Source organism: Saccharibacillus brassicae (assembly GCF_006542275.1).
In the GTDB taxonomy this organism is placed as follows: domain Bacteria; phylum Bacillota; class Bacilli; order Paenibacillales; family Paenibacillaceae; genus Saccharibacillus; species Saccharibacillus brassicae.
In genome coordinates this window covers 1,802,043-1,817,983 of sequence record NZ_CP041217.1, presented here as the reverse complement: position 1 = coordinate 1,817,983, position 15,941 = coordinate 1,802,043, and the positions used below count along the sequence as shown (strand labels likewise).

The window sequence follows — 15,941 nt, the reverse complement described above, 5'->3', positions numbered from 1 at the left end:
TCCGTATTCTTTGCTTGACACAACGCGCTCCCAGGTGCTAATATAGCAAAGGTGCGTGAGCAGGTACTACTCATCCTGTCTTTTGGAGGATATGCCGAATGTCTAATGATAAAGGACTTCAGGATGCTCATGTCAAAATCGGTACCAAGCAGACTGTGCGAGCAGTCGAACTTGGGCAAGCTTCCGAAGTTTATGTAGCCATGGACGCAGACCAGCGGATGATCGCGAAGATCACATCGCTGTGCGGCAAGTCCGATGTGAAGATCACCGAGGTGGAGACGATGCGAGAGCTCGGAAAAGCCTGCGGAATCGAAGTCGGAGCGGCGATGGTTGCGATTCTGAAGTGAGAACGTTATAACTGTGTGAGGATGTTTTTGTTTCAGAAGCGTCAAGCGTCTGAGACAAAAACTTTCATTTGTTCTTTTATGAACCACCTGGGTCTGTGGACTTGAGGGAACGGTTCATAACAAGGATGTTTACCAATATGGGAAGGGGGTGGCAATGAAAATGCCAACAATTAACCAACTCGTCCGTAAAGGACGTCAAGCGAAAGTCGTGAAGTCGAAATCCCCAGCTCTGCAAAAGGGTTTCAACGCACTCAAACGTGAAGAAACAAACCTGAGCGCCCCGCAAAAACGCGGTGTCTGCACTCGTGTAGGTACAATGACTCCACGTAAACCAAACTCCGCGCTTCGTAAGTATGCCCGTGTTCGTCTGACGAACCGTATCGAGGTGACTGCTTACATTCCGGGTATTGGACACAACCTGCAAGAACACAGCGTCGTGCTGGTTCGCGGAGGTCGCGTAAAGGACTTGGCGGGTGTACGTTACCATATCGTTCGCGGTGCTCTTGATACTGCAGGCGTAAACGGACGTATGCAAGCCCGTTCGAAATACGGCGCTAAGCGTCCAAAAGAAAAGAAAAACTAATTTGAGCGCCTAAGGGCGTTCAACTATAAGAGAAAGGGGGATATCCATGCCACGCAAAGGTCCCGTTACAAAAAGAGACGTACTGCCGGATCCGCTGTACAGCAGCAAACTGGTTACTCGTCTGATCAACCGCATTATGGTCGACGGTAAACGCGGTGTAGCTCAAAACATCCTTTATAACTCGTTCAAATTGATTCAAGAACGTACGGGCAACGACCCGATGGAAGTTTTTGAAGCTGCAATCAAGAACATCATGCCTGTTCTCGAAGTTAAAGCACGCCGTGTAGGCGGTGCAAACTACCAAGTGCCGATCGAAGTCAAGCCAGAAAGACGGACGGCTCTCGGTCTCCGTTGGCTCGTCAACTACTCCCGTAACCGCGGTGAGAAGACGATGGAAGAGCGTTTGGCGGCTGAAATCATCGATGCATCGAACAACACAGGCGCATCCGTGAAGAAACGCGAAGACACGCACAAAATGGCTGAAGCGAACAAAGCGTTTGCTCACTACCGCTGGTAGGATTTCGGCTTAGCACCCAAAACAGAATTTTGAAGGGAGAATCCCATTCATGGCAAGAGAGTTCTCCTTGAAAAATACACGTAACATCGGGATCATGGCGCATATTGACGCCGGTAAAACGACGACTACGGAACGGATTCTGTTCTACACGGGCATCACGCACAAAATCGGTGAAGTACACGATGGCGCAGCGACGATGGACTGGATGGAGCAGGAGCAGGAGCGCGGAATCACGATTACTTCCGCCGCTACGACCGCTCAATGGCACGGTTACCGCGTCAATATCATTGATACCCCGGGACACGTAGACTTCACGGTTGAAGTTGAACGTTCCCTTCGTGTATTGGACGGGGCAGTAGGCGTATTCAGCGCCAAAGAAGGTGTCGAGCCTCAGTCGGAAACCGTATGGAGACAAGCTGACCGGTATGGCGTTCCTCGGATCGCTTATGTCAACAAGATGGACATTATCGGCGCTGACTTCCTGAACGTTGTCAAAGATATGGGCGAGCGTCTCCAAGCTAATGCGGTAGCGATCCAGCTGCCAATCGGCGCGGAAAACGACTTCACCGGCATCATTGACCTCGTTGAGCAAAAAGCTCACATGTACAAAGACGATCTCGGCCAGAACATTGAAGTTGTCGACATCCCGGAAGAATATCTGGGCCAAGTCGAAGAACTTCGTGCTCTCCTGATCGAGAAAGTCTCGGAACTGGACGAAGATTTGACAATGAAATACCTGGAAGGCGAAGAAATCTCGGTTGACGAGATCAAAGCCGCTCTGCGTAAAGGCGTTGTCGATGTTAAGATTTTCCCGGTTATCTGCGGATCTTCTTACAAAAACAAAGGCATTCAGCTTATGCTGGACGCTGTTGTCGATTATCTTCCAGCTCCAATCGATGTACCTGCGATCCAAGGTACGCTTGAAGACGGTACGGAAGCGATTCGTCATTCTTCGGATGAAGAGCCGTTCTCCGCACTCGCTTTCAAAATCATGACAGACCCTTACGTGGGTAAACTTACGTTCTTCCGTGTATACTCCGGTACGCTTCAATCCGGTTCGTATGTACTGAATGCATCGAAAGGCAAACGTGAGCGGATCGGTCGTATCCTGCAAATGCACGCCAACAGCCGTCAAGAAATCAGCGTAGTATACTCCGGTGATATCGCGGCAGCCGTTGGTTTGAAAGATACGGGTACAGGTGATACACTGTGTGATGAGAAGAACCCGGTCATTCTCGAGTCGATGAACTTCCCGGATCCCGTTATCGAGATCGCCGTGGAACCGAAAACCAAAGCCGACCAAGATAAATTGGGCGTCGCTCTTGGTAAATTGACAGAAGAAGATCCGACCCTTCGTGCCCACACGGACGAAGAAACCGGCCAGACGATTCTGGCAGGTATGGGCGAACTCCACCTTGATATCATTATCGACCGGATGCGTCGGGAGTTTAAGGTAGAGACTAACGTGGGTAAACCACAGGTCGCTTACCGTGAAACCTTCCGTGAAGCAGCCCGCGTAGAAGGCAAGTTCGTTCGTCAATCCGGCGGCCGTGGTCAATACGGTCACGTATGGGTTGAATTCGAACCGCTGGAGCCGGGTACAGGCAGCCAATTCGAAAGCAAAGTAGTCGGCGGTTCGGTTCCTCGCGAATACGTACAGCCTGCACTTGCTGGTATCGAAGAACAGATGAAGAGCGGCGTTATCGCGGGCTTCCCGCTGGTAGACGTTAAAGCGACAATCGTCGACGGCTCTTATCACGATGTCGATTCCAACGAAATGGCGTTCAAAATTGCCGGTTCGATGGCACTCAAAGCAGCGAAGGAAAAGTGTAAGCCTGTCCTGCTTGAGCCAATCATGAAAGTCGAAGTAACGGTTCCCGAGGAGTATATGGGCGACGTTATGGGTATGCTGAGTTCCCGCCGCGGCCGTATCGAAGGTATGGATTCCCGCAGTGGCGCTCAAATCATCCGTGCGAAGGTACCTCTCTCCGAAATGTTCGGTTACTCGACGACTCTGCGCTCCGGTACGCAAGGACGCGGCGTATTCTCGATGGAACTTTCTCACTATGAAGAAGTGCCTAAGACAATCGCCGAAGAAATCGTATCGAAGAACAAAGCAGGGGAGTAATCCTCGTTTTCACCGCCGGTCGACGGATGCTTTCGGGCTTCCGTTTTCCGGATTGAGCTTAACCCAAATAATCTTTCTACATTAAGGAGGAACTGTTTCAAATGGCAAAAGCTAAATTTGAACGTAACAAGCCGCACGTCAATATCGGTACTATCGGTCACGTCGACCATGGTAAAACGACTCTGACTGCCGCAATCACGACTGTACTCTCCAAAACCTATGGTGGTGCCGCTGTAGCCTTCGACCAAATCGACAAGGCTCCGGAAGAAAGAGAACGTGGTATCACGATCTCGACAGCTCACGTAGAATATGAGACTCCTGCTCGTCACTACGCACACGTAGACTGCCCAGGACACGCCGACTATGTTAAAAACATGATCACCGGCGCTGCCCAAATGGACGGAGCGATCCTGGTTGTATCCGCAGCTGACGGCCCTATGCCGCAAACTCGCGAACACATCCTTCTCTCCCGTCAAGTAGGCGTTCCTTACATCGTCGTATTCCTCAACAAATGCGACATGGTTGAAGACGAAGAGCTGTTGGAACTGGTTGAAATGGAAGTACGTGACCTGCTGAGCGAATATGACTTCCCAGGCGACGACACTCCAATCATCCAAGGTTCCGCTCGTGAAGCGCTGCAAAACCCTGATGGCGAATGGGCTCAGAAGATCGTTGAAATGTTCAACATCATCGACGAGTACATCCCGACTCCAGAGCGCGACACTGAGAAGCCTTTCCTGATGCCAGTCGAGGACGTGTTCTCGATCACTGGCCGTGGTACGGTAGCAACAGGCCGTATCGAACGCGGTACAGTTAAGATCGGCGACGAAATCGAAATCGTTGGTATTGCTGAAGAGTCCAAAAAATCGGTTGTTACGGGCGTAGAAATGTTCCGTAAACTGATGGATTCCGCTCAAGCCGGCGACAACATCGGCGCCCTGCTGCGCGGTGTTGACCGTCAGCAAATCGAGCGTGGACAAGTACTGTCGAAGCCGGGTTCGGTTAAGCCGCACACGGAATTCACAGCTCAAATCTACGTTCTGACCAAAGAAGAAGGTGGCCGTCACAAGCCTTTCTTCACTGGATACCGTCCTCAGTTCTACTTCCGTACAACTGACGTAACGGGCATCATCAACCTGCCAGAAGGTACGGAAATGGTAATGCCGGGCGATAACATCACGGTTACCGTTTCGCTGATCGCTCCAATCGCTATCGAAGAAGGAACTAAGTTCTCTATTCGTGAAGGCGGACGTACAGTGGGCGCCGGTGCCGTAGCATCGATCCAAAAATAAGACGGTTCTTAACCGTTTATAGAGCAACAGTGTACTGGAACGAGTAACGATGTATTGTAAAGGAAAGCGCGAAGGCGGGGCCATTATCCCGGTGTCGGGATGGGGCCTCGCTTTCTTTTTGTGTAATTTCGAAAAAGTATTGCATTGTTGCGACTTATTCTATATAATAATAAATGTTGTTCTGCGACGTTGCGATGATGCGAGAGGTTACCGACACACCCGGCTCCTTTGCCATAGTGATGTGAGCGGAAAATTTTCGCGGAGTATGTCCGATACCAAATTGGGCGATAGAAGGAGGGACTATTAATGGCTAAGCAAAAAATTCGTATTCGCTTGAAAGCATACGACCATCGGATTCTTGATCAATCCGCTGAAAAGATCGTTGAAACGGCAAAACGTTCCGGTGCAGGTGTTTCCGGGCCGATTCCACTGCCAACTGAAAAACAAATCATCACCGTTCTCCGTGCGGTACACAAGTACAAGGACTCGCGCGAGCAATTCGAGCAGCGTACACACAAACGCTTGATCGACATTGTGAACCCAACTCCACAGACCGTGGACGCGCTGATGCGCCTGGACTTGCCGTCCGGTGTAGATATCGAAATCAAACTGTAAGACTCCTGAATAAGGACATAAATGAAAAGAGGTGTCAACATGAAAGGTATCTTAGGGAAAAAACTGGGCATGACCCAAGTGTTCACCGCTGAAGGTAACGTCGTTCCGGTAACGGTTATCGAAGCAGGCCCTTGCGTGGTTCTGCAGAAGAAAGACCTGGAAAATGACGGTTACGAAGCGGTACAAATCGGTTTTATGGACAAAAAGTCTAGCCGTTCCAATAAACCCGAGGCAGGTCACGCCAAAAAGGCTGACACTGCACCTAAGCGCTACATTCGCGAACTTCGCGGTGTTGACCTCGGAACTTACGAGGTTGGACAAGTGCTTAAAGCGGACGTATTCGCAGAAGGCGAATTCGTTGACGTAAGCGGCGTATCCAAAGGTAAAGGTTTTGCCGGCGTTATCAAACGTTGGGGACAAAGCCGCGGACCAATGGCGCACGGCTCGCGTTACCACCGCAGACCGGGTTCGATGGGTTCCATCCAGGCTAACCGTGTACCGAAAGGTAAACGCCTGCCAGGACACATGGGCCACGACTCGATCACTGTTCAAAACCTCGAAATCGTAAGAGTCGATACGGAACGCAATGTACTGCTGGTTAAAGGCTCCATTCCGGGTCCTAAAAACGGCTTCGTACGGGTTCGCGGATCGATCAAGAAATAATAAACCTTTAGAAGAAAGGAGGAACATGAAATGCCTAAAGTAGCAGTTTTCAATATCGAAGGCAGCCAGGTTGGAGAAATCGAACTGAGCGACTCGGTATTCGGTATCAATCCTAACGGACACGTGCTTCACCAGGCAGTCGTGATGCAACAAGCATCGCTTCGCTCGGGTACGCACAAAGTAAAAGGACGCTCGGAAGTTCGTGGCGGCGGTCGTAAACCTTGGAAACAAAAAGGTACGGGACGCGCTCGTCAAGGCTCCATTCGTTCGCCACAATGGAGAGGCGGCGGTATCGTCTTCGGACCAACTCCGCGCAGCTATTCCTTCAAACTGCCTAAAAAAGTTCGTCGTCTGGCGATCAAATCGGCACTGTCTTCGAAAGTTATCGCAAACGAGATCATCGTTCTGGATACACTGAACCTGAGCTCGCCGAAGACAAAAGAATTCGCGGGAATCCTGAGCAAATTGAACGTAGACCGTAAAGCCCTCGTAGTGGCTCCGGAATACGACAACAACGTAGCTCTTTCCGCTCGTAACATCCCGGGCGTCAAATTCGTCCAGGCTGATGGCATCAATGTTCTCGACGTGCTCGTGTATGATAAGCTTATCATCACGAAGGACGCAGTTCATAAGGTAGAGGAGGTATTCGCATGATGAAAGATCCTCGTGACCTTATCAAACGTCCGATCATTACGGAACGTACTGCCGAAGCGATGAGTCAGTCCAAGTACGTCTTCGAAGTACAAATGAGCGCCAACAAAACGGAAGTTAAAAAGGCAGTAGAATCGATCTTCGGCGTGAAAGTGGCTAAAGTCAATGTTCTGCGCGTGCCGGCTAAGCCGAAACGCTACGGCCGTCATTCCGGTTATACGAGCGAATGGAAAAAAGCGATCGTGACGCTGACTCCAGATAGCAAATCGCTCGAATTCTTTGAATCTGCAGAGTAAGGAGGGAAACTAACGTGCCAATCAAAAAGTACAAACCAACATCCCCGGCCCGACGCGCGATGAGCGTGTCGACTTTCGAAGAAATCACCACGAATCAGCCGGAGAAATCGTTGTTGTCGCCGCTCTTCAAAAAAGCGGGCCGTAATAACCAGGGTAAAATTACGGTTCGTCACCATGGCGGCGGACACAAACGTAAATATCGTATCATCGACTTCAAACGTACCAAAGACGGAATTCCAGGCCACGTTGCCACGATCGAATACGATCCGAACCGGACTTCCAACATCGCATTGATCCACTATGCAGACGGCGAAAAGCGCTACATCATCGCGCCTAAGGGTCTGAAAGTTGGCGATACGATCTACTCCGGTCCTGAATCGGACATCAAGATCGGTAACGCGCTGCCACTGGAAAACATTCCGGTAGGTACGGTTATCCACAACATCGAGTTGAAACCGGGTAAAGGCGGCCAAATGGTCCGCGCAGCCGGCACAGAAGCTCAGCTGCTGGGTAAAGAAGAGCGTTACGTATCGATCCGCCTGTCTTCGGGCGAAGTTCGCCGCGTCCTCAAAGTTTGCCGCGCTACAATCGGTTCGGTAGGCAACCAGGATCACGAGCTCGTGAAGATCGGTAAAGCAGGACGTAACCGTTGGTTGGGCAACCGCCCTCAAGTCCGCGGCGTAGTCATGAACCCGAACGATCACCCACACGGTGGTGGTGAAGGTCGCGCTCCAATCGGACGTAAGTCCCCGCTCTCGCCTTGGGGCAAGCCGACTCTTGGTTACAAAACACGCAAGAAAAACAAATCTTCGGATCAATACATCATCCGTCGCCGCACGAAGTAATGCGCTTATCCCGCATTGCTTCGCCGGCTAGGATTATGGAACAAGCCAGCTGAAGGGAGGACTACAATCGATGACACGCAGTCTCAAAAAAGGCCCTTTCATTGACGGATACCTGCTCAAAAAGGTAGAAGTACTGAACGAAGCCAGCAAAAAGGCCGTTATCAAAACTTGGTCCCGACGCTCCACGATCTTCCCACAATTCATCGGACACACTTTCGCCGTTTATGACGGTCGCAAGCACGTGCCGGTATACGTGACGGAAGACATGGTCGGACACAAACTTGGTGAGTTCGCGCCGACGCGTACTTACAAAGGCCATACCGACGACGACAAGAAAACAAGACGCTAAAACGGACATCATTAAAGTCCGAAGGGAGGTTATGATAGCATGGAAGCACAAGCGCACTTGAAATATTCCCGCATTTCTCCACGTAAAGCGCAACTGGTCGCTGACCTGATTCGCGGCAAACACGTGGGTGAAGCTATCGCGATTCTGCGCCACACTCCGAAAGCGGCATCCCCGCTCATGGAGAAGCTGCTGAACTCGGCGATCGCAAACGCAGAGCATAATCATTCGCTGGACGTCAGCAAACTGGTTATCTCGCAAGTTTACGTCAACCAAGGACCGACTCTGAAACGTTTCCGCCCTCGGGCAATGGGACGCGCAAGCCGGATCAATAAACGCACCAGCCATATCACTTTGGCTGTATCCGAAAAGTAAGGAGGGACAACTGTGGGACAAAAAGTAAATCCGGTCGGACTCCGCGTAGGGATCATCCGTGACTGGGAATCCAAATGGTACGCAGGTAAAGACTTCGGCACACTGCTGATGGAAGACGTGAGAATTCGCGAATACCTGAAAGCTAAACTTAAAGAATCCGCTGTCTCCAAGATCGAGATCGAAAGAGCGGCTAACCGCGTAAACGTGACGATCCACACTGCTAAACCGGGTATGGTCATCGGACGTGGCGGCGCAGAAGTTGAAGTACTGCGTGGCGAAATCACCAAGATTTCGAACGGCAAAAAAGTACACATCAACATCGCTGAAATCAAAAACCAAGAACTCGACGCTATTCTGGTCGCTGAAAGCATCGCACAACAACTGGAGCGTCGCGTATCGTTCCGTCGTGCTCTGAAACAGTCGATGCAGCGCACTATGCGTTCGGGCGCAAAAGGAATCAAAACTGCGGTTAGCGGACGTCTCGGCGGCGCTGAAATCGCTCGTTCGGAAGGCTACAGCGAAGGAACTGTTCCACTTCATACCCTGCGTGCCGACATCGATTACGGTACAGCTGAAGCGCACACGACTTATGGTCGTATCGGCGTTAAAGTATGGATCTATCGTGGAGAGATTCTTCCGCCAGCTAAGAAACAAGCTGCTCAGGAAGGAGGCAACTAATCATGTTGGTACCTAAACGTGTAAAACACCGTAAACAGCAACGCGGCAGTCTGGCCGGTCGTGCTAAAGGCGGTACTGAATTGAACTTCGGCGAATTCGGCCTGCAGGCGACTGAACCTTCTTGGATCACGAACCGTCAGATCGAAGCTGCTCGTATCGCCATGACCCGTTACATCAAACGGGGCGGTAAAGTCTGGATCAAGATTTTCCCTGACAAGCCGATTACTCAAAAGCCTCTCGAGGTTCGGATGGGTAGCGGTAAAGGTAACGTTGAGAAATGGGTAGCGGTTGTAAAACCGGGCAAGATCATGTTCGAACTTGCTGGCGTATCCGAAGAAATCGCTCGTGAAGCGATGCGTCTTGCTTCTCACAAACTGCCTGTCAAAACCAAGTTTGTGAAACGTGAAGAAGTGGGTGGTGAAGCAAATGAAGGCTAAGGAACTGCGTGACCTGACTACTGCCGAAATCGAACAGAAGGTCTCCGGATTCAAAGAGGAACTCTTTAATCTGCGCTTTCAGCTCGCTACCGGTCAGCTCGATAACCCGACTCGCATCAGCGTTGTCCGCAAGGAAATCGCTCGTGCCAAAACGGTTCTGCGTCAAAGAGAACTCGGGATCACTTCGTAATTCATTTTAACCCTCCGGGTATCAGGCCCGTTATTCAGGAAGGAGGCTAACCATGACCGAACAACGCAACTCGCGTAAAGTGTTGGTGGGTAAAGTCGTAAGCGACAAAATGGACAAGACGATCGTTGTTGTTGTAGAAACTTACAAAAAACACGAACTCTATCATAAACGCATCAAATCGACTAAGAAGTTCAAAGCGCATGATGAGAACAATGAAGCGAAAATCGGCGATACAGTAAGAATCGTTGAGACACGCCCGTTGTCGAAAGACAAGCGCTGGAGACTGGCTGCAGTCACTGAAAAAGCAATCATCATCTAATGAACGATAAGCTCGTCCGAAAGGAGGAAATATAAATGATTCAACCATTTACACGTTTGGCTGTAGCCGATAACTCCGGTGCGAAGGAACTGATGTGTATCCGCGTCCTCGGCGGTACGGGACGTCGTACGGCTAACATTGGAGACCTGATCGTTTGCTCGGTAAAACAAGCAACACCAGGAGGCGTTGTCAAAAAAGGCGACGTAGTTAAAGCGGTAGTCGTTCGCACGAAGCGTTCGGTACGTCGTAAAGACGGATCGTATATCGCATTCGACGAGAATGCAGCAGTTGTGGTAAAAGACGATCGCGGCCCGCGCGGCACGCGTATCTTCGGACCAGTAGCCCGTGAACTTCGCGACAAGGACTTCATGAAAATCGTTTCCTTGGCCCCGGAAGTTATCTAATATAATGCACGATTTTCTTAGCGGCCTGCCGGCCGGTGAGTCATAGGAGGTGTACCTGATGGCAAGAGTGAAAAAAGTTCTGGAATCCCACAACAACAAACTTCACGTGAAAAAAGACGATGTCGTTATCGTGATCAGCGGTAAAGACAAAGGCAAAAAAGCGCGCGTTATCGCCGCTTACCCTCGTGAAAACCGCGTGCTGGTCGAAGGCGTGAACATGGTGAAAAAACACCAGAAGCCAAGCCAAAACAACCCGCAAGGCGGAATCGTGGAGCAAGAAGCTTCGATCCACGTGTCGAACGTGATGCACGTTGACCCGAAAGACGGCGGCAAAGTAACCCGCGTAGGTTACAAGACGTTGGATAACGGCAAAAAAGTGCGCGTTGCGAAACGGTCCGGAGAAGTTATCGAATAATATCATTTTTTTGGAAAGGAGGTTCATCTTTCATGGTAACAAGACTGAAAGAACGTTATTTGAACGAAAGCACTCCTGCTTTGATGCAGAAGTTCAACTATACATCGGTAATGCAAGTTCCTAAGCTGGAGAAAGTTGTCATCAACATGGGTGTCGGCGAAGCCGTATCCAACTCCAAGGTTCTGGACACTGCCGTAGCCGAACTTGAGCAGATCGCAGGTCAAAAGCCTGTTATCACTCGTGCTAAAAAGTCGATCGCAGGTTTCAAACTGCGTGAAGACATGCCGATCGGAACGAAGGTTACACTGCGCGGCGAGCGTATGTACCAGTTCCTCGACAAACTGTTCAACGTTGCGCTTCCGCGCGTACGTGACTTCCAGGGTGTATCCAACAAAGCCTTCGACGGCCGCGGCAACTACACACTGGGTCTGAAAGAACAGCTTATCTTCCCAGAAATCCAATACGATCAAGTGGACAAAGTCCGCGGTATGGATATCGTCATCGTAACTACGGCGAAAACGGACGAAGAAGGCCGCGAGCTGCTCGCAGGTCTCGGAATGCCTTTCGCAAAATAATATCGGCCAGTATCTAGGGCCATGATCCATGACCCTGTTCTTCCGAAACTATCCAGGAGGTGTCAGGCTAAAGTGGCAAAAACTTCGATGAAAGTTAAACAGCAACGTACACCAAAATTCAAAGTGCGTGCTTACACGCGCTGCGAACGTTGCGGTCGTCCACACTCGGTGTTACAAAAGTTCAAGATCTGCCGTATTTGCTTCCGCGAATTGGCTCATAAAGGCCAGATCCCTGGCGTTAAAAAAGCAAGCTGGTAATTACCGCATAACAAGGAAGGAGGTTCACACATTATGACTATGTCCGATCCGATTGCAGATATGCTTACACGCATTCGCAACGCGAACGTGGTGCGTCACGAGAAAGTCGAAATGCCGGCTTCCGCGATGAAAAAGCAAATTGCCGAGATCCTGAAACGCGAAGGTTTTATCCGCGACGCGGAATTCGTACAGGATAACAAACAAGGCATGATTCGTATTTTCCTGAAATACGGTCAAAACAACGAACGCGTTATTACTGGTCTGAAAAGAATCAGTAAGCCTGGTCTGCGCGTGTACACGAAGAGCAACGAAGTTCCTCGCGTACTGGGCGGCCTGGGTATCGCGATTATCTCCACGTCCAAGGGAGTTATGACCGACAAAGAAGCTCGTCAAGCGAAAGCTGGCGGCGAAGTAATCTGCTACGTTTGGTAATCACGTCAGAACACAAGGAGGTGCAACAAATATGTCGCGTATTGGTCGCAAACCAATCGAAGTACCGGGCGGTGTTGAAGTAACGCTGAATAACACGGCGATTACGGTCAAAGGCCCTAAAGGTACTCTCACTCGTGAACTTCATAGAGATATGAAAGTAACGGTGGAAGCTAACACAATTACGGTAGAACGTCCTTCCGACAACAAAGAGCATCGTTCCCTTCACGGAACGACCCGCAGCGTTGTCAGCAACATGGTAAGTGGTGTAACGGAAGGTTTCTCCAAGTCGCTTGAACTGGTCGGGGTCGGATACCGTGCCAGCAAGTCCGGAGAAAAAATCGTCTTGAACGTAGGCTACTCCCACCCGGTCGAAATCACGCCGGAATCGGGAATCGAGTTCGAAGTTCCTTCGAACACGAAAATCATCGTTCGCGGAATTGACAAAGAGCGCGTAGGCGCTTATGCTGCTCAAATCCGTAAAGTACGCGAACCTGAGCCGTATAAAGGCAAAGGGATCAAGTACGAAGGCGAACGCATCATCCGTAAAGAAGGTAAAGCCGGTAAGAAGAAATAAACCGTTGCCTTTAACCTTATCCACAACCATAGCTTGCTCATGTAAAGCTGCTTAATAGGCAGATTGGGAAGGAGTGAAAGTACTCATGATTACCAAAGGTGATAAAAATAAAGCTCGCTTGAAAAGACACTTGCGTGTACGCAAGAAAATTCAAGGTACGGTTGAGCGCCCTCGTCTGAACGTATACCGTTCGGAAAAGCACATCTATGCCCAACTGATCGACGACGTAAACGGTGTAACCATCGTTTCCGCATCGACTATGGACAAAGAGCTGAAAAGCGAAATCACAAACGGCGGCAACGTTGAAGCTGCTGCCAAAGTTGGCACACTGGTTGCAAACCGCGCTAAGGAAAAAGGTCATGCCGTTGTCGTCTTCGACCGCGGAGGATACCTCTACCATGGACGGATTCAAGCACTGGCCGACGCAGCCCGCGAAGCCGGACTGGAATTCTAAAACGAAAAAAGGAGGTTAACGACTTGCGTGTAGATATGAGCACTGTAGGAGAACTGACGGAGCGCGTTGTACACATCAACCGCGTAGCTAAAGTTGTAAAGGGCGGACGCCGCTTTAGCTTTAGCGCACTGGTTGTCGTGGGCGACGGCCAAGGCAACGTTGGAGCAGGAATCGGCAAAGCCGGAGAAGTTCCGGATGCGATCCGTAAAGGTATCGAAGATGCCAAGAAAAACCTGATCCACGTTCCTCTCGTCGGAACAACAATCACTCACCTGGTAACGGGTAAATTCGGAGCGGGCAGCGTACTGCTGAAACCGGCATCCGAAGGTACCGGAGTCATCGCCGGCGGTCCTGTACGTGCAGTACTGGAACTGGCAGGCGTAGGCGACATCTTGACAAAATCCCTGGGTTCTTCGAACTCCATGAACATGGTCAACGCGACTTTGGAAGGATTGTCCCGTTTGAAGCGTGCCGAAGATGTGGCAAAGCTTCGCGGCAAATCCGTCGAAGAACTGAGAGGCTAAGGAGGGAACAACAATGGCTAAATTGGAAATTACCCTCGTACGCAGCCTGATCGGACGTCCGAAAAACCAACGCACGACCGTCAACACGCTCGGACTGCGTAAAACGAATCAAGTCGTCGTTCAAAACGACAACGCTGCGATTCGCGGTATGGTCAACCAAGTCAAGCACTTGGTTTCCGTAAAAGAAATCGAAGCTTAAATCCATCGCTCCGCAAGGAGCGAATTAATAGAATGAATCAAGGAGGTGCAACGAACGATGAAGTTACATGAGCTTTCTCCTGCTCCAGGTTCCAAAAAAGAGCGGAAACGCATCGGTCGCGGTACGAGTAGCGGTACGGGTAAAACAGCCGGACGCGGTCACAAAGGCCAAAACTCCCGCTCCGGCGGCGGTGTTCGTCCAGGTTTCGAAGGCGGTCAGAACCCATTGTACCGTCGTCTGCCAAAACGCGGATTCGTTAACCCGACCCGCAAAGAATACGCCATCGTCAACATCGAAGAACTGAACAACTTTGCAGAAAACACCGAAATCACTCCTGAGCTGCTTAAGGAACAAGGTATCGTCAAAGATGCCAAGAGCGGTATCAAGATCCTTGGCAATGGCGATGTGACGGTGAAATTGACTGTCAAAGCAAACAAGTTCTCTCAATCTGCGGTGGAGAAAATCGAGGCTGCCGGCGGTAAAACCGAGGTGATCTAATGTTCAACACCCTGAAGAATATATGGCGGGTCGACGACCTCCGTAAACGAATCCTGTTTACGCTGATGGTTCTGGTGATCTACCGTATCGGTACGTTCATTCCCGTTCCGGGAGTCAACACGGACGTGCTTCAGTCGGCTAACGAAGCCGGCAGCCAGTTGATGGGACTGCTGAACACCTTCTCCGGAGGGGCGCTCATGCAGTTCTCGATCTTCGCCCTCAGTATCTATCCGTACGTTACGGCATCGATCATCGTGCAGCTGCTGTCGATGGATGTCATTCCGAAATTCACCGAGTGGTCCAAACAAGGTGAACACGGTAAGAAAAAGCTGGCGCAGATCACTCGATACGGCACCATAGTTCTGGGTTTGGTTCAGGCGTTCGCCACGGCGATCGGATTCAACCGCATTTATAATGCGGAGATGATTCCGAACGCTACGACCGTCGATTATATCCTGATTGCGATCGTCCTGACTGCCGGTACATCCCTCTTGATGTGGATGGGCGAGCAGATCACGGAAAAGGGCATCGGCAACGGGATCTCGATTCTCATCTTTGCCGGGATCGTCGCAAACATTCCGGGGTATATCTCGACGACGGCTCAATCCGATTTCATCGTGGACGGTCAAACGTTCTTGAACGCGATGAAAACCGTGATTATCGTTCTGGTCTTGATCCTGATTATTGTCGGTGTTATCTTTATTCAGCAGGGGATCCGGAAAGTTCCGGTCCAATATGCGAAGCGGGTAGTCGGCAATAAAATGTACGGCGGTCAAAACACTCACATTCCGTTGAAAGTCAACGCTGCGGGTGTCATCCCGGTTATCTTCGCCGTTTCTCTGCTGCAGTTCCCGGTTATTCTCGCAAACTTCTGGTCGGGCTATGCCTGGGCAGCTTGGGTGCAAAACAACTTGAACTACAGTCAACCGCTTGGCATGGCGCTTTACGCGCTCATGATCATCGGTTTCACGTTCTTCTACACCTTCGTGCAGATCAATCCGCAGCAGATGGCGGAGAACATGAAGAAAAACGGAGGTTACATCCCAGGAGTTCGTCCGGGTAAAGCGACCGAGAAGTACATCACTCGCGTGATGTCGCGTCTCACCGTGACCGGTGCGGTATTCTTGACAGTCATTTCCCTGCTGCCGATCGCGTTCGGTTCGCTCTCCGGTCTTCCCCAATCGGTTCAAATCGGCGGCACTTCGCTGCTGATCGTCGTCGGGGTTGCGCTGGATACGATGAAGACGATTGAAAGTCAGCTGATTAAACGGCACTATAAAGGTTTTATCAATAAATAGCTCAGGTTCCGGACGGGTCCGACTCCAT

The 15,941-nt window shown here is 50.6% G+C and carries 27 protein-coding genes; all 27 read left to right on the top strand.

Annotation, left to right across the window (positions count from 1 at the left end; genetic code table 11):
- Positions 1–98: 98 nt before the first annotated feature.
- The 27 genes from FFV09_RS07730 to secY all read left to right on the top strand — a co-directional run bounded on the left by FFV09_RS07730 (position 99) and on the right by secY (position 15,913).
- Positions 99–347, top strand: a complete 249-nt coding sequence (locus FFV09_RS07730) for a ribosomal L7Ae/L30e/S12e/Gadd45 family protein (RefSeq protein ID WP_141447294.1) — start codon at positions 99–101, stop codon at positions 345–347.
- A 160-nt stretch (positions 348–507) separates the two neighbouring features.
- Complete coding sequence (rpsL, locus tag FFV09_RS07725) at positions 508–930, top strand: 30S ribosomal protein S12 (protein ID WP_026293957.1); 423 nt, start codon at positions 508–510, stop codon at positions 928–930.
- Between the two features lie 46 nt (positions 931–976).
- The gene (rpsG, locus tag FFV09_RS07720; RefSeq protein ID WP_141447293.1) at positions 977–1,447 is read left to right on the top strand and encodes a 30S ribosomal protein S7; all 471 of its coding nucleotides are present in this window, start codon (positions 977–979) and stop codon (positions 1,445–1,447) included.
- A gap of 49 nt (positions 1,448–1,496) precedes the next feature.
- Positions 1,497–3,575 (top strand): elongation factor G, encoded by a 2,079-nt coding sequence (gene fusA / locus FFV09_RS07715; RefSeq protein WP_141447292.1) that lies wholly within the window; start codon positions 1,497–1,499, stop codon positions 3,573–3,575.
- Positions 3,576–3,676: 101 nt separating this feature from the next.
- Positions 3,677–4,867, top strand: a complete 1,191-nt coding sequence (tuf, locus tag FFV09_RS07710) for an elongation factor Tu (RefSeq protein ID WP_141447291.1) — start codon at positions 3,677–3,679, stop codon at positions 4,865–4,867.
- 306 nt (positions 4,868–5,173) lie between these two features.
- Positions 5,174–5,482: a 30S ribosomal protein S10 gene (gene rpsJ / locus FFV09_RS07705; protein ID WP_028609655.1), complete on the top strand. Its 309-nt coding sequence runs from the start codon at positions 5,174–5,176 to the stop codon at positions 5,480–5,482.
- 39 nt (positions 5,483–5,521) lie between these two features.
- On the top strand, positions 5,522–6,145 hold the full coding sequence (gene rplC, locus FFV09_RS07700; RefSeq protein ID WP_141447290.1) for a 50S ribosomal protein L3: 624 nt from the start codon (positions 5,522–5,524) through the stop codon (positions 6,143–6,145).
- Positions 6,146–6,175: 30 nt separating this feature from the next.
- A complete protein-coding gene (rplD, locus tag FFV09_RS07695) occupies positions 6,176–6,799 on the top strand; it encodes a 50S ribosomal protein L4 (RefSeq protein ID WP_141447289.1) in 624 nt (207 codons plus the stop codon).
- The gene (gene rplW, locus FFV09_RS07690; RefSeq protein ID WP_141450384.1) at positions 6,799–7,092 is read left to right on the top strand and encodes a 50S ribosomal protein L23; all 294 of its coding nucleotides are present in this window, start codon (positions 6,799–6,801) and stop codon (positions 7,090–7,092) included. The genes rplD and rplW overlap by 1 nt, the downstream gene beginning before the upstream one ends.
- 14 nt (positions 7,093–7,106) lie before the next feature.
- Positions 7,107–7,937 (top strand): 50S ribosomal protein L2, encoded by an 831-nt coding sequence (rplB, locus tag FFV09_RS07685; RefSeq protein WP_141447288.1) that lies wholly within the window; start codon positions 7,107–7,109, stop codon positions 7,935–7,937.
- A gap of 70 nt (positions 7,938–8,007) precedes the next feature.
- The gene (gene rpsS, locus FFV09_RS07680) at positions 8,008–8,286 is read left to right on the top strand and encodes a 30S ribosomal protein S19 (protein ID WP_141447287.1); all 279 of its coding nucleotides are present in this window, start codon (positions 8,008–8,010) and stop codon (positions 8,284–8,286) included.
- A 39-nt stretch (positions 8,287–8,325) separates the two neighbouring features.
- Entirely contained in the window at positions 8,326–8,658 is a 333-nt protein-coding gene (gene rplV / locus FFV09_RS07675) for a 50S ribosomal protein L22 (RefSeq protein WP_141447286.1), read from the top strand.
- A gap of 12 nt (positions 8,659–8,670) precedes the next feature.
- Complete coding sequence (rpsC, locus tag FFV09_RS07670) at positions 8,671–9,336, top strand: 30S ribosomal protein S3 (RefSeq protein ID WP_141447285.1); 666 nt, start codon at positions 8,671–8,673, stop codon at positions 9,334–9,336.
- Between the two features lie 2 nt (positions 9,337–9,338).
- Positions 9,339–9,773: a 50S ribosomal protein L16 gene (gene rplP / locus FFV09_RS07665; RefSeq protein WP_141447284.1), complete on the top strand. Its 435-nt coding sequence runs from the start codon at positions 9,339–9,341 to the stop codon at positions 9,771–9,773.
- Positions 9,763–9,963: a 50S ribosomal protein L29 gene (rpmC, locus tag FFV09_RS07660; RefSeq protein WP_018978360.1), complete on the top strand. Its 201-nt coding sequence runs from the start codon at positions 9,763–9,765 to the stop codon at positions 9,961–9,963. The genes rplP and rpmC overlap by 11 nt, the downstream gene beginning before the upstream one ends.
- 52 nt (positions 9,964–10,015) lie before the next feature.
- Positions 10,016–10,282, top strand: a complete 267-nt coding sequence (gene rpsQ, locus FFV09_RS07655; RefSeq protein WP_141447283.1) for a 30S ribosomal protein S17 — start codon at positions 10,016–10,018, stop codon at positions 10,280–10,282.
- Between the two features lie 35 nt (positions 10,283–10,317).
- The gene (gene rplN, locus FFV09_RS07650; protein WP_018978358.1) at positions 10,318–10,686 is read left to right on the top strand and encodes a 50S ribosomal protein L14; all 369 of its coding nucleotides are present in this window, start codon (positions 10,318–10,320) and stop codon (positions 10,684–10,686) included.
- A 58-nt stretch (positions 10,687–10,744) separates the two neighbouring features.
- Positions 10,745–11,101, top strand: a complete 357-nt coding sequence (gene rplX, locus FFV09_RS07645; protein WP_141447282.1) for a 50S ribosomal protein L24 — start codon at positions 10,745–10,747, stop codon at positions 11,099–11,101.
- Between the two features lie 32 nt (positions 11,102–11,133).
- A complete protein-coding gene (rplE, locus tag FFV09_RS07640) occupies positions 11,134–11,676 on the top strand; it encodes a 50S ribosomal protein L5 (RefSeq protein ID WP_141447281.1) in 543 nt (180 codons plus the stop codon).
- Positions 11,677–11,748: 72 nt separating this feature from the next.
- Positions 11,749–11,934 carry a type Z 30S ribosomal protein S14 gene (locus FFV09_RS07635; protein ID WP_037291562.1) on the top strand — a complete coding sequence of 62 codons (186 nt, stop codon included), beginning with the start codon at positions 11,749–11,751 and terminating at the stop codon, positions 11,932–11,934.
- Positions 11,935–11,967: 33 nt separating this feature from the next.
- On the top strand, positions 11,968–12,366 hold the full coding sequence (gene rpsH, locus FFV09_RS07630) for a 30S ribosomal protein S8 (RefSeq protein WP_141447280.1): 399 nt from the start codon (positions 11,968–11,970) through the stop codon (positions 12,364–12,366).
- 31 nt (positions 12,367–12,397) lie between these two features.
- Positions 12,398–12,940 (top strand): 50S ribosomal protein L6, encoded by a 543-nt coding sequence (gene rplF / locus FFV09_RS07625; protein WP_141447279.1) that lies wholly within the window; start codon positions 12,398–12,400, stop codon positions 12,938–12,940.
- 85 nt (positions 12,941–13,025) lie between these two features.
- On the top strand, positions 13,026–13,394 hold the full coding sequence (gene rplR / locus FFV09_RS07620; protein WP_141447278.1) for a 50S ribosomal protein L18: 369 nt from the start codon (positions 13,026–13,028) through the stop codon (positions 13,392–13,394).
- A 23-nt stretch (positions 13,395–13,417) separates the two neighbouring features.
- Positions 13,418–13,918 carry a 30S ribosomal protein S5 gene (rpsE, locus tag FFV09_RS07615; RefSeq protein ID WP_037291553.1) on the top strand — a complete coding sequence of 167 codons (501 nt, stop codon included), beginning with the start codon at positions 13,418–13,420 and terminating at the stop codon, positions 13,916–13,918.
- Positions 13,919–13,931: 13 nt separating this feature from the next.
- The gene (gene rpmD, locus FFV09_RS07610; RefSeq protein WP_037291550.1) at positions 13,932–14,117 is read left to right on the top strand and encodes a 50S ribosomal protein L30; all 186 of its coding nucleotides are present in this window, start codon (positions 13,932–13,934) and stop codon (positions 14,115–14,117) included.
- Between the two features lie 57 nt (positions 14,118–14,174).
- Positions 14,175–14,615 carry a 50S ribosomal protein L15 gene (rplO, locus tag FFV09_RS07605; protein WP_141447277.1) on the top strand — a complete coding sequence of 147 codons (441 nt, stop codon included), beginning with the start codon at positions 14,175–14,177 and terminating at the stop codon, positions 14,613–14,615.
- Positions 14,615–15,913: a preprotein translocase subunit SecY gene (secY, locus tag FFV09_RS07600; RefSeq protein WP_141447276.1), complete on the top strand. Its 1,299-nt coding sequence runs from the start codon at positions 14,615–14,617 to the stop codon at positions 15,911–15,913. The genes rplO and secY overlap by 1 nt, the downstream gene beginning before the upstream one ends.
- Positions 15,914–15,941: the final 28 nt, after the last annotated feature.

Bases quoted from the DNA above. Each gene is read 5' to 3' on its own strand.
- FFV09_RS07730 (WP_141447294.1), top strand. From the start codon at position 99: ATGTCTAATGATAAAGGACTTCAGGATGCTCATGTCAAAATCGGTACC.
- rpsL (WP_026293957.1), top strand. From the start codon at position 508: ATGCCAACAATTAACCAACTCGTCCGTAAAGGACGTCAAGCGAAAGTC.
- rpsG (WP_141447293.1), top strand. From the start codon at position 977: ATGCCACGCAAAGGTCCCGTTACAAAAAGAGACGTACTGCCGGATCCG.
- fusA (WP_141447292.1), top strand. From the start codon at position 1,497: ATGGCAAGAGAGTTCTCCTTGAAAAATACACGTAACATCGGGATCATG.
- tuf (WP_141447291.1), top strand. From the start codon at position 3,677: ATGGCAAAAGCTAAATTTGAACGTAACAAGCCGCACGTCAATATCGGT.
- rpsJ (WP_028609655.1), top strand. From the start codon at position 5,174: ATGGCTAAGCAAAAAATTCGTATTCGCTTGAAAGCATACGACCATCGG.
- rplC (WP_141447290.1), top strand. From the start codon at position 5,522: ATGAAAGGTATCTTAGGGAAAAAACTGGGCATGACCCAAGTGTTCACC.
- rplD (WP_141447289.1), top strand. From the start codon at position 6,176: ATGCCTAAAGTAGCAGTTTTCAATATCGAAGGCAGCCAGGTTGGAGAA.
- rplW (WP_141450384.1), top strand. From the start codon at position 6,799: ATGAAAGATCCTCGTGACCTTATCAAACGTCCGATCATTACGGAACGT.
- rpsS (WP_141447287.1), top strand. From the start codon at position 8,008: ATGACACGCAGTCTCAAAAAAGGCCCTTTCATTGACGGATACCTGCTC.
- rplV (WP_141447286.1), top strand. From the start codon at position 8,326: ATGGAAGCACAAGCGCACTTGAAATATTCCCGCATTTCTCCACGTAAA.
- rplP (WP_141447284.1), top strand. From the start codon at position 9,339: ATGTTGGTACCTAAACGTGTAAAACACCGTAAACAGCAACGCGGCAGT.
- rpmC (WP_018978360.1), top strand. From the start codon at position 9,763: ATGAAGGCTAAGGAACTGCGTGACCTGACTACTGCCGAAATCGAACAG.
- rpsQ (WP_141447283.1), top strand. From the start codon at position 10,016: ATGACCGAACAACGCAACTCGCGTAAAGTGTTGGTGGGTAAAGTCGTA.
- rplN (WP_018978358.1), top strand. From the start codon at position 10,318: ATGATTCAACCATTTACACGTTTGGCTGTAGCCGATAACTCCGGTGCG.
- rplX (WP_141447282.1), top strand. From the start codon at position 10,745: ATGGCAAGAGTGAAAAAAGTTCTGGAATCCCACAACAACAAACTTCAC.
- rplE (WP_141447281.1), top strand. From the start codon at position 11,134: ATGGTAACAAGACTGAAAGAACGTTATTTGAACGAAAGCACTCCTGCT.
- rpsH (WP_141447280.1), top strand. From the start codon at position 11,968: ATGACTATGTCCGATCCGATTGCAGATATGCTTACACGCATTCGCAAC.
- rplF (WP_141447279.1), top strand. From the start codon at position 12,398: ATGTCGCGTATTGGTCGCAAACCAATCGAAGTACCGGGCGGTGTTGAA.
- rplR (WP_141447278.1), top strand. From the start codon at position 13,026: ATGATTACCAAAGGTGATAAAAATAAAGCTCGCTTGAAAAGACACTTG.
- rpmD (WP_037291550.1), top strand. From the start codon at position 13,932: ATGGCTAAATTGGAAATTACCCTCGTACGCAGCCTGATCGGACGTCCG.
- rplO (WP_141447277.1), top strand. From the start codon at position 14,175: ATGAAGTTACATGAGCTTTCTCCTGCTCCAGGTTCCAAAAAAGAGCGG.
- secY (WP_141447276.1), top strand. From the start codon at position 14,615: ATGTTCAACACCCTGAAGAATATATGGCGGGTCGACGACCTCCGTAAA.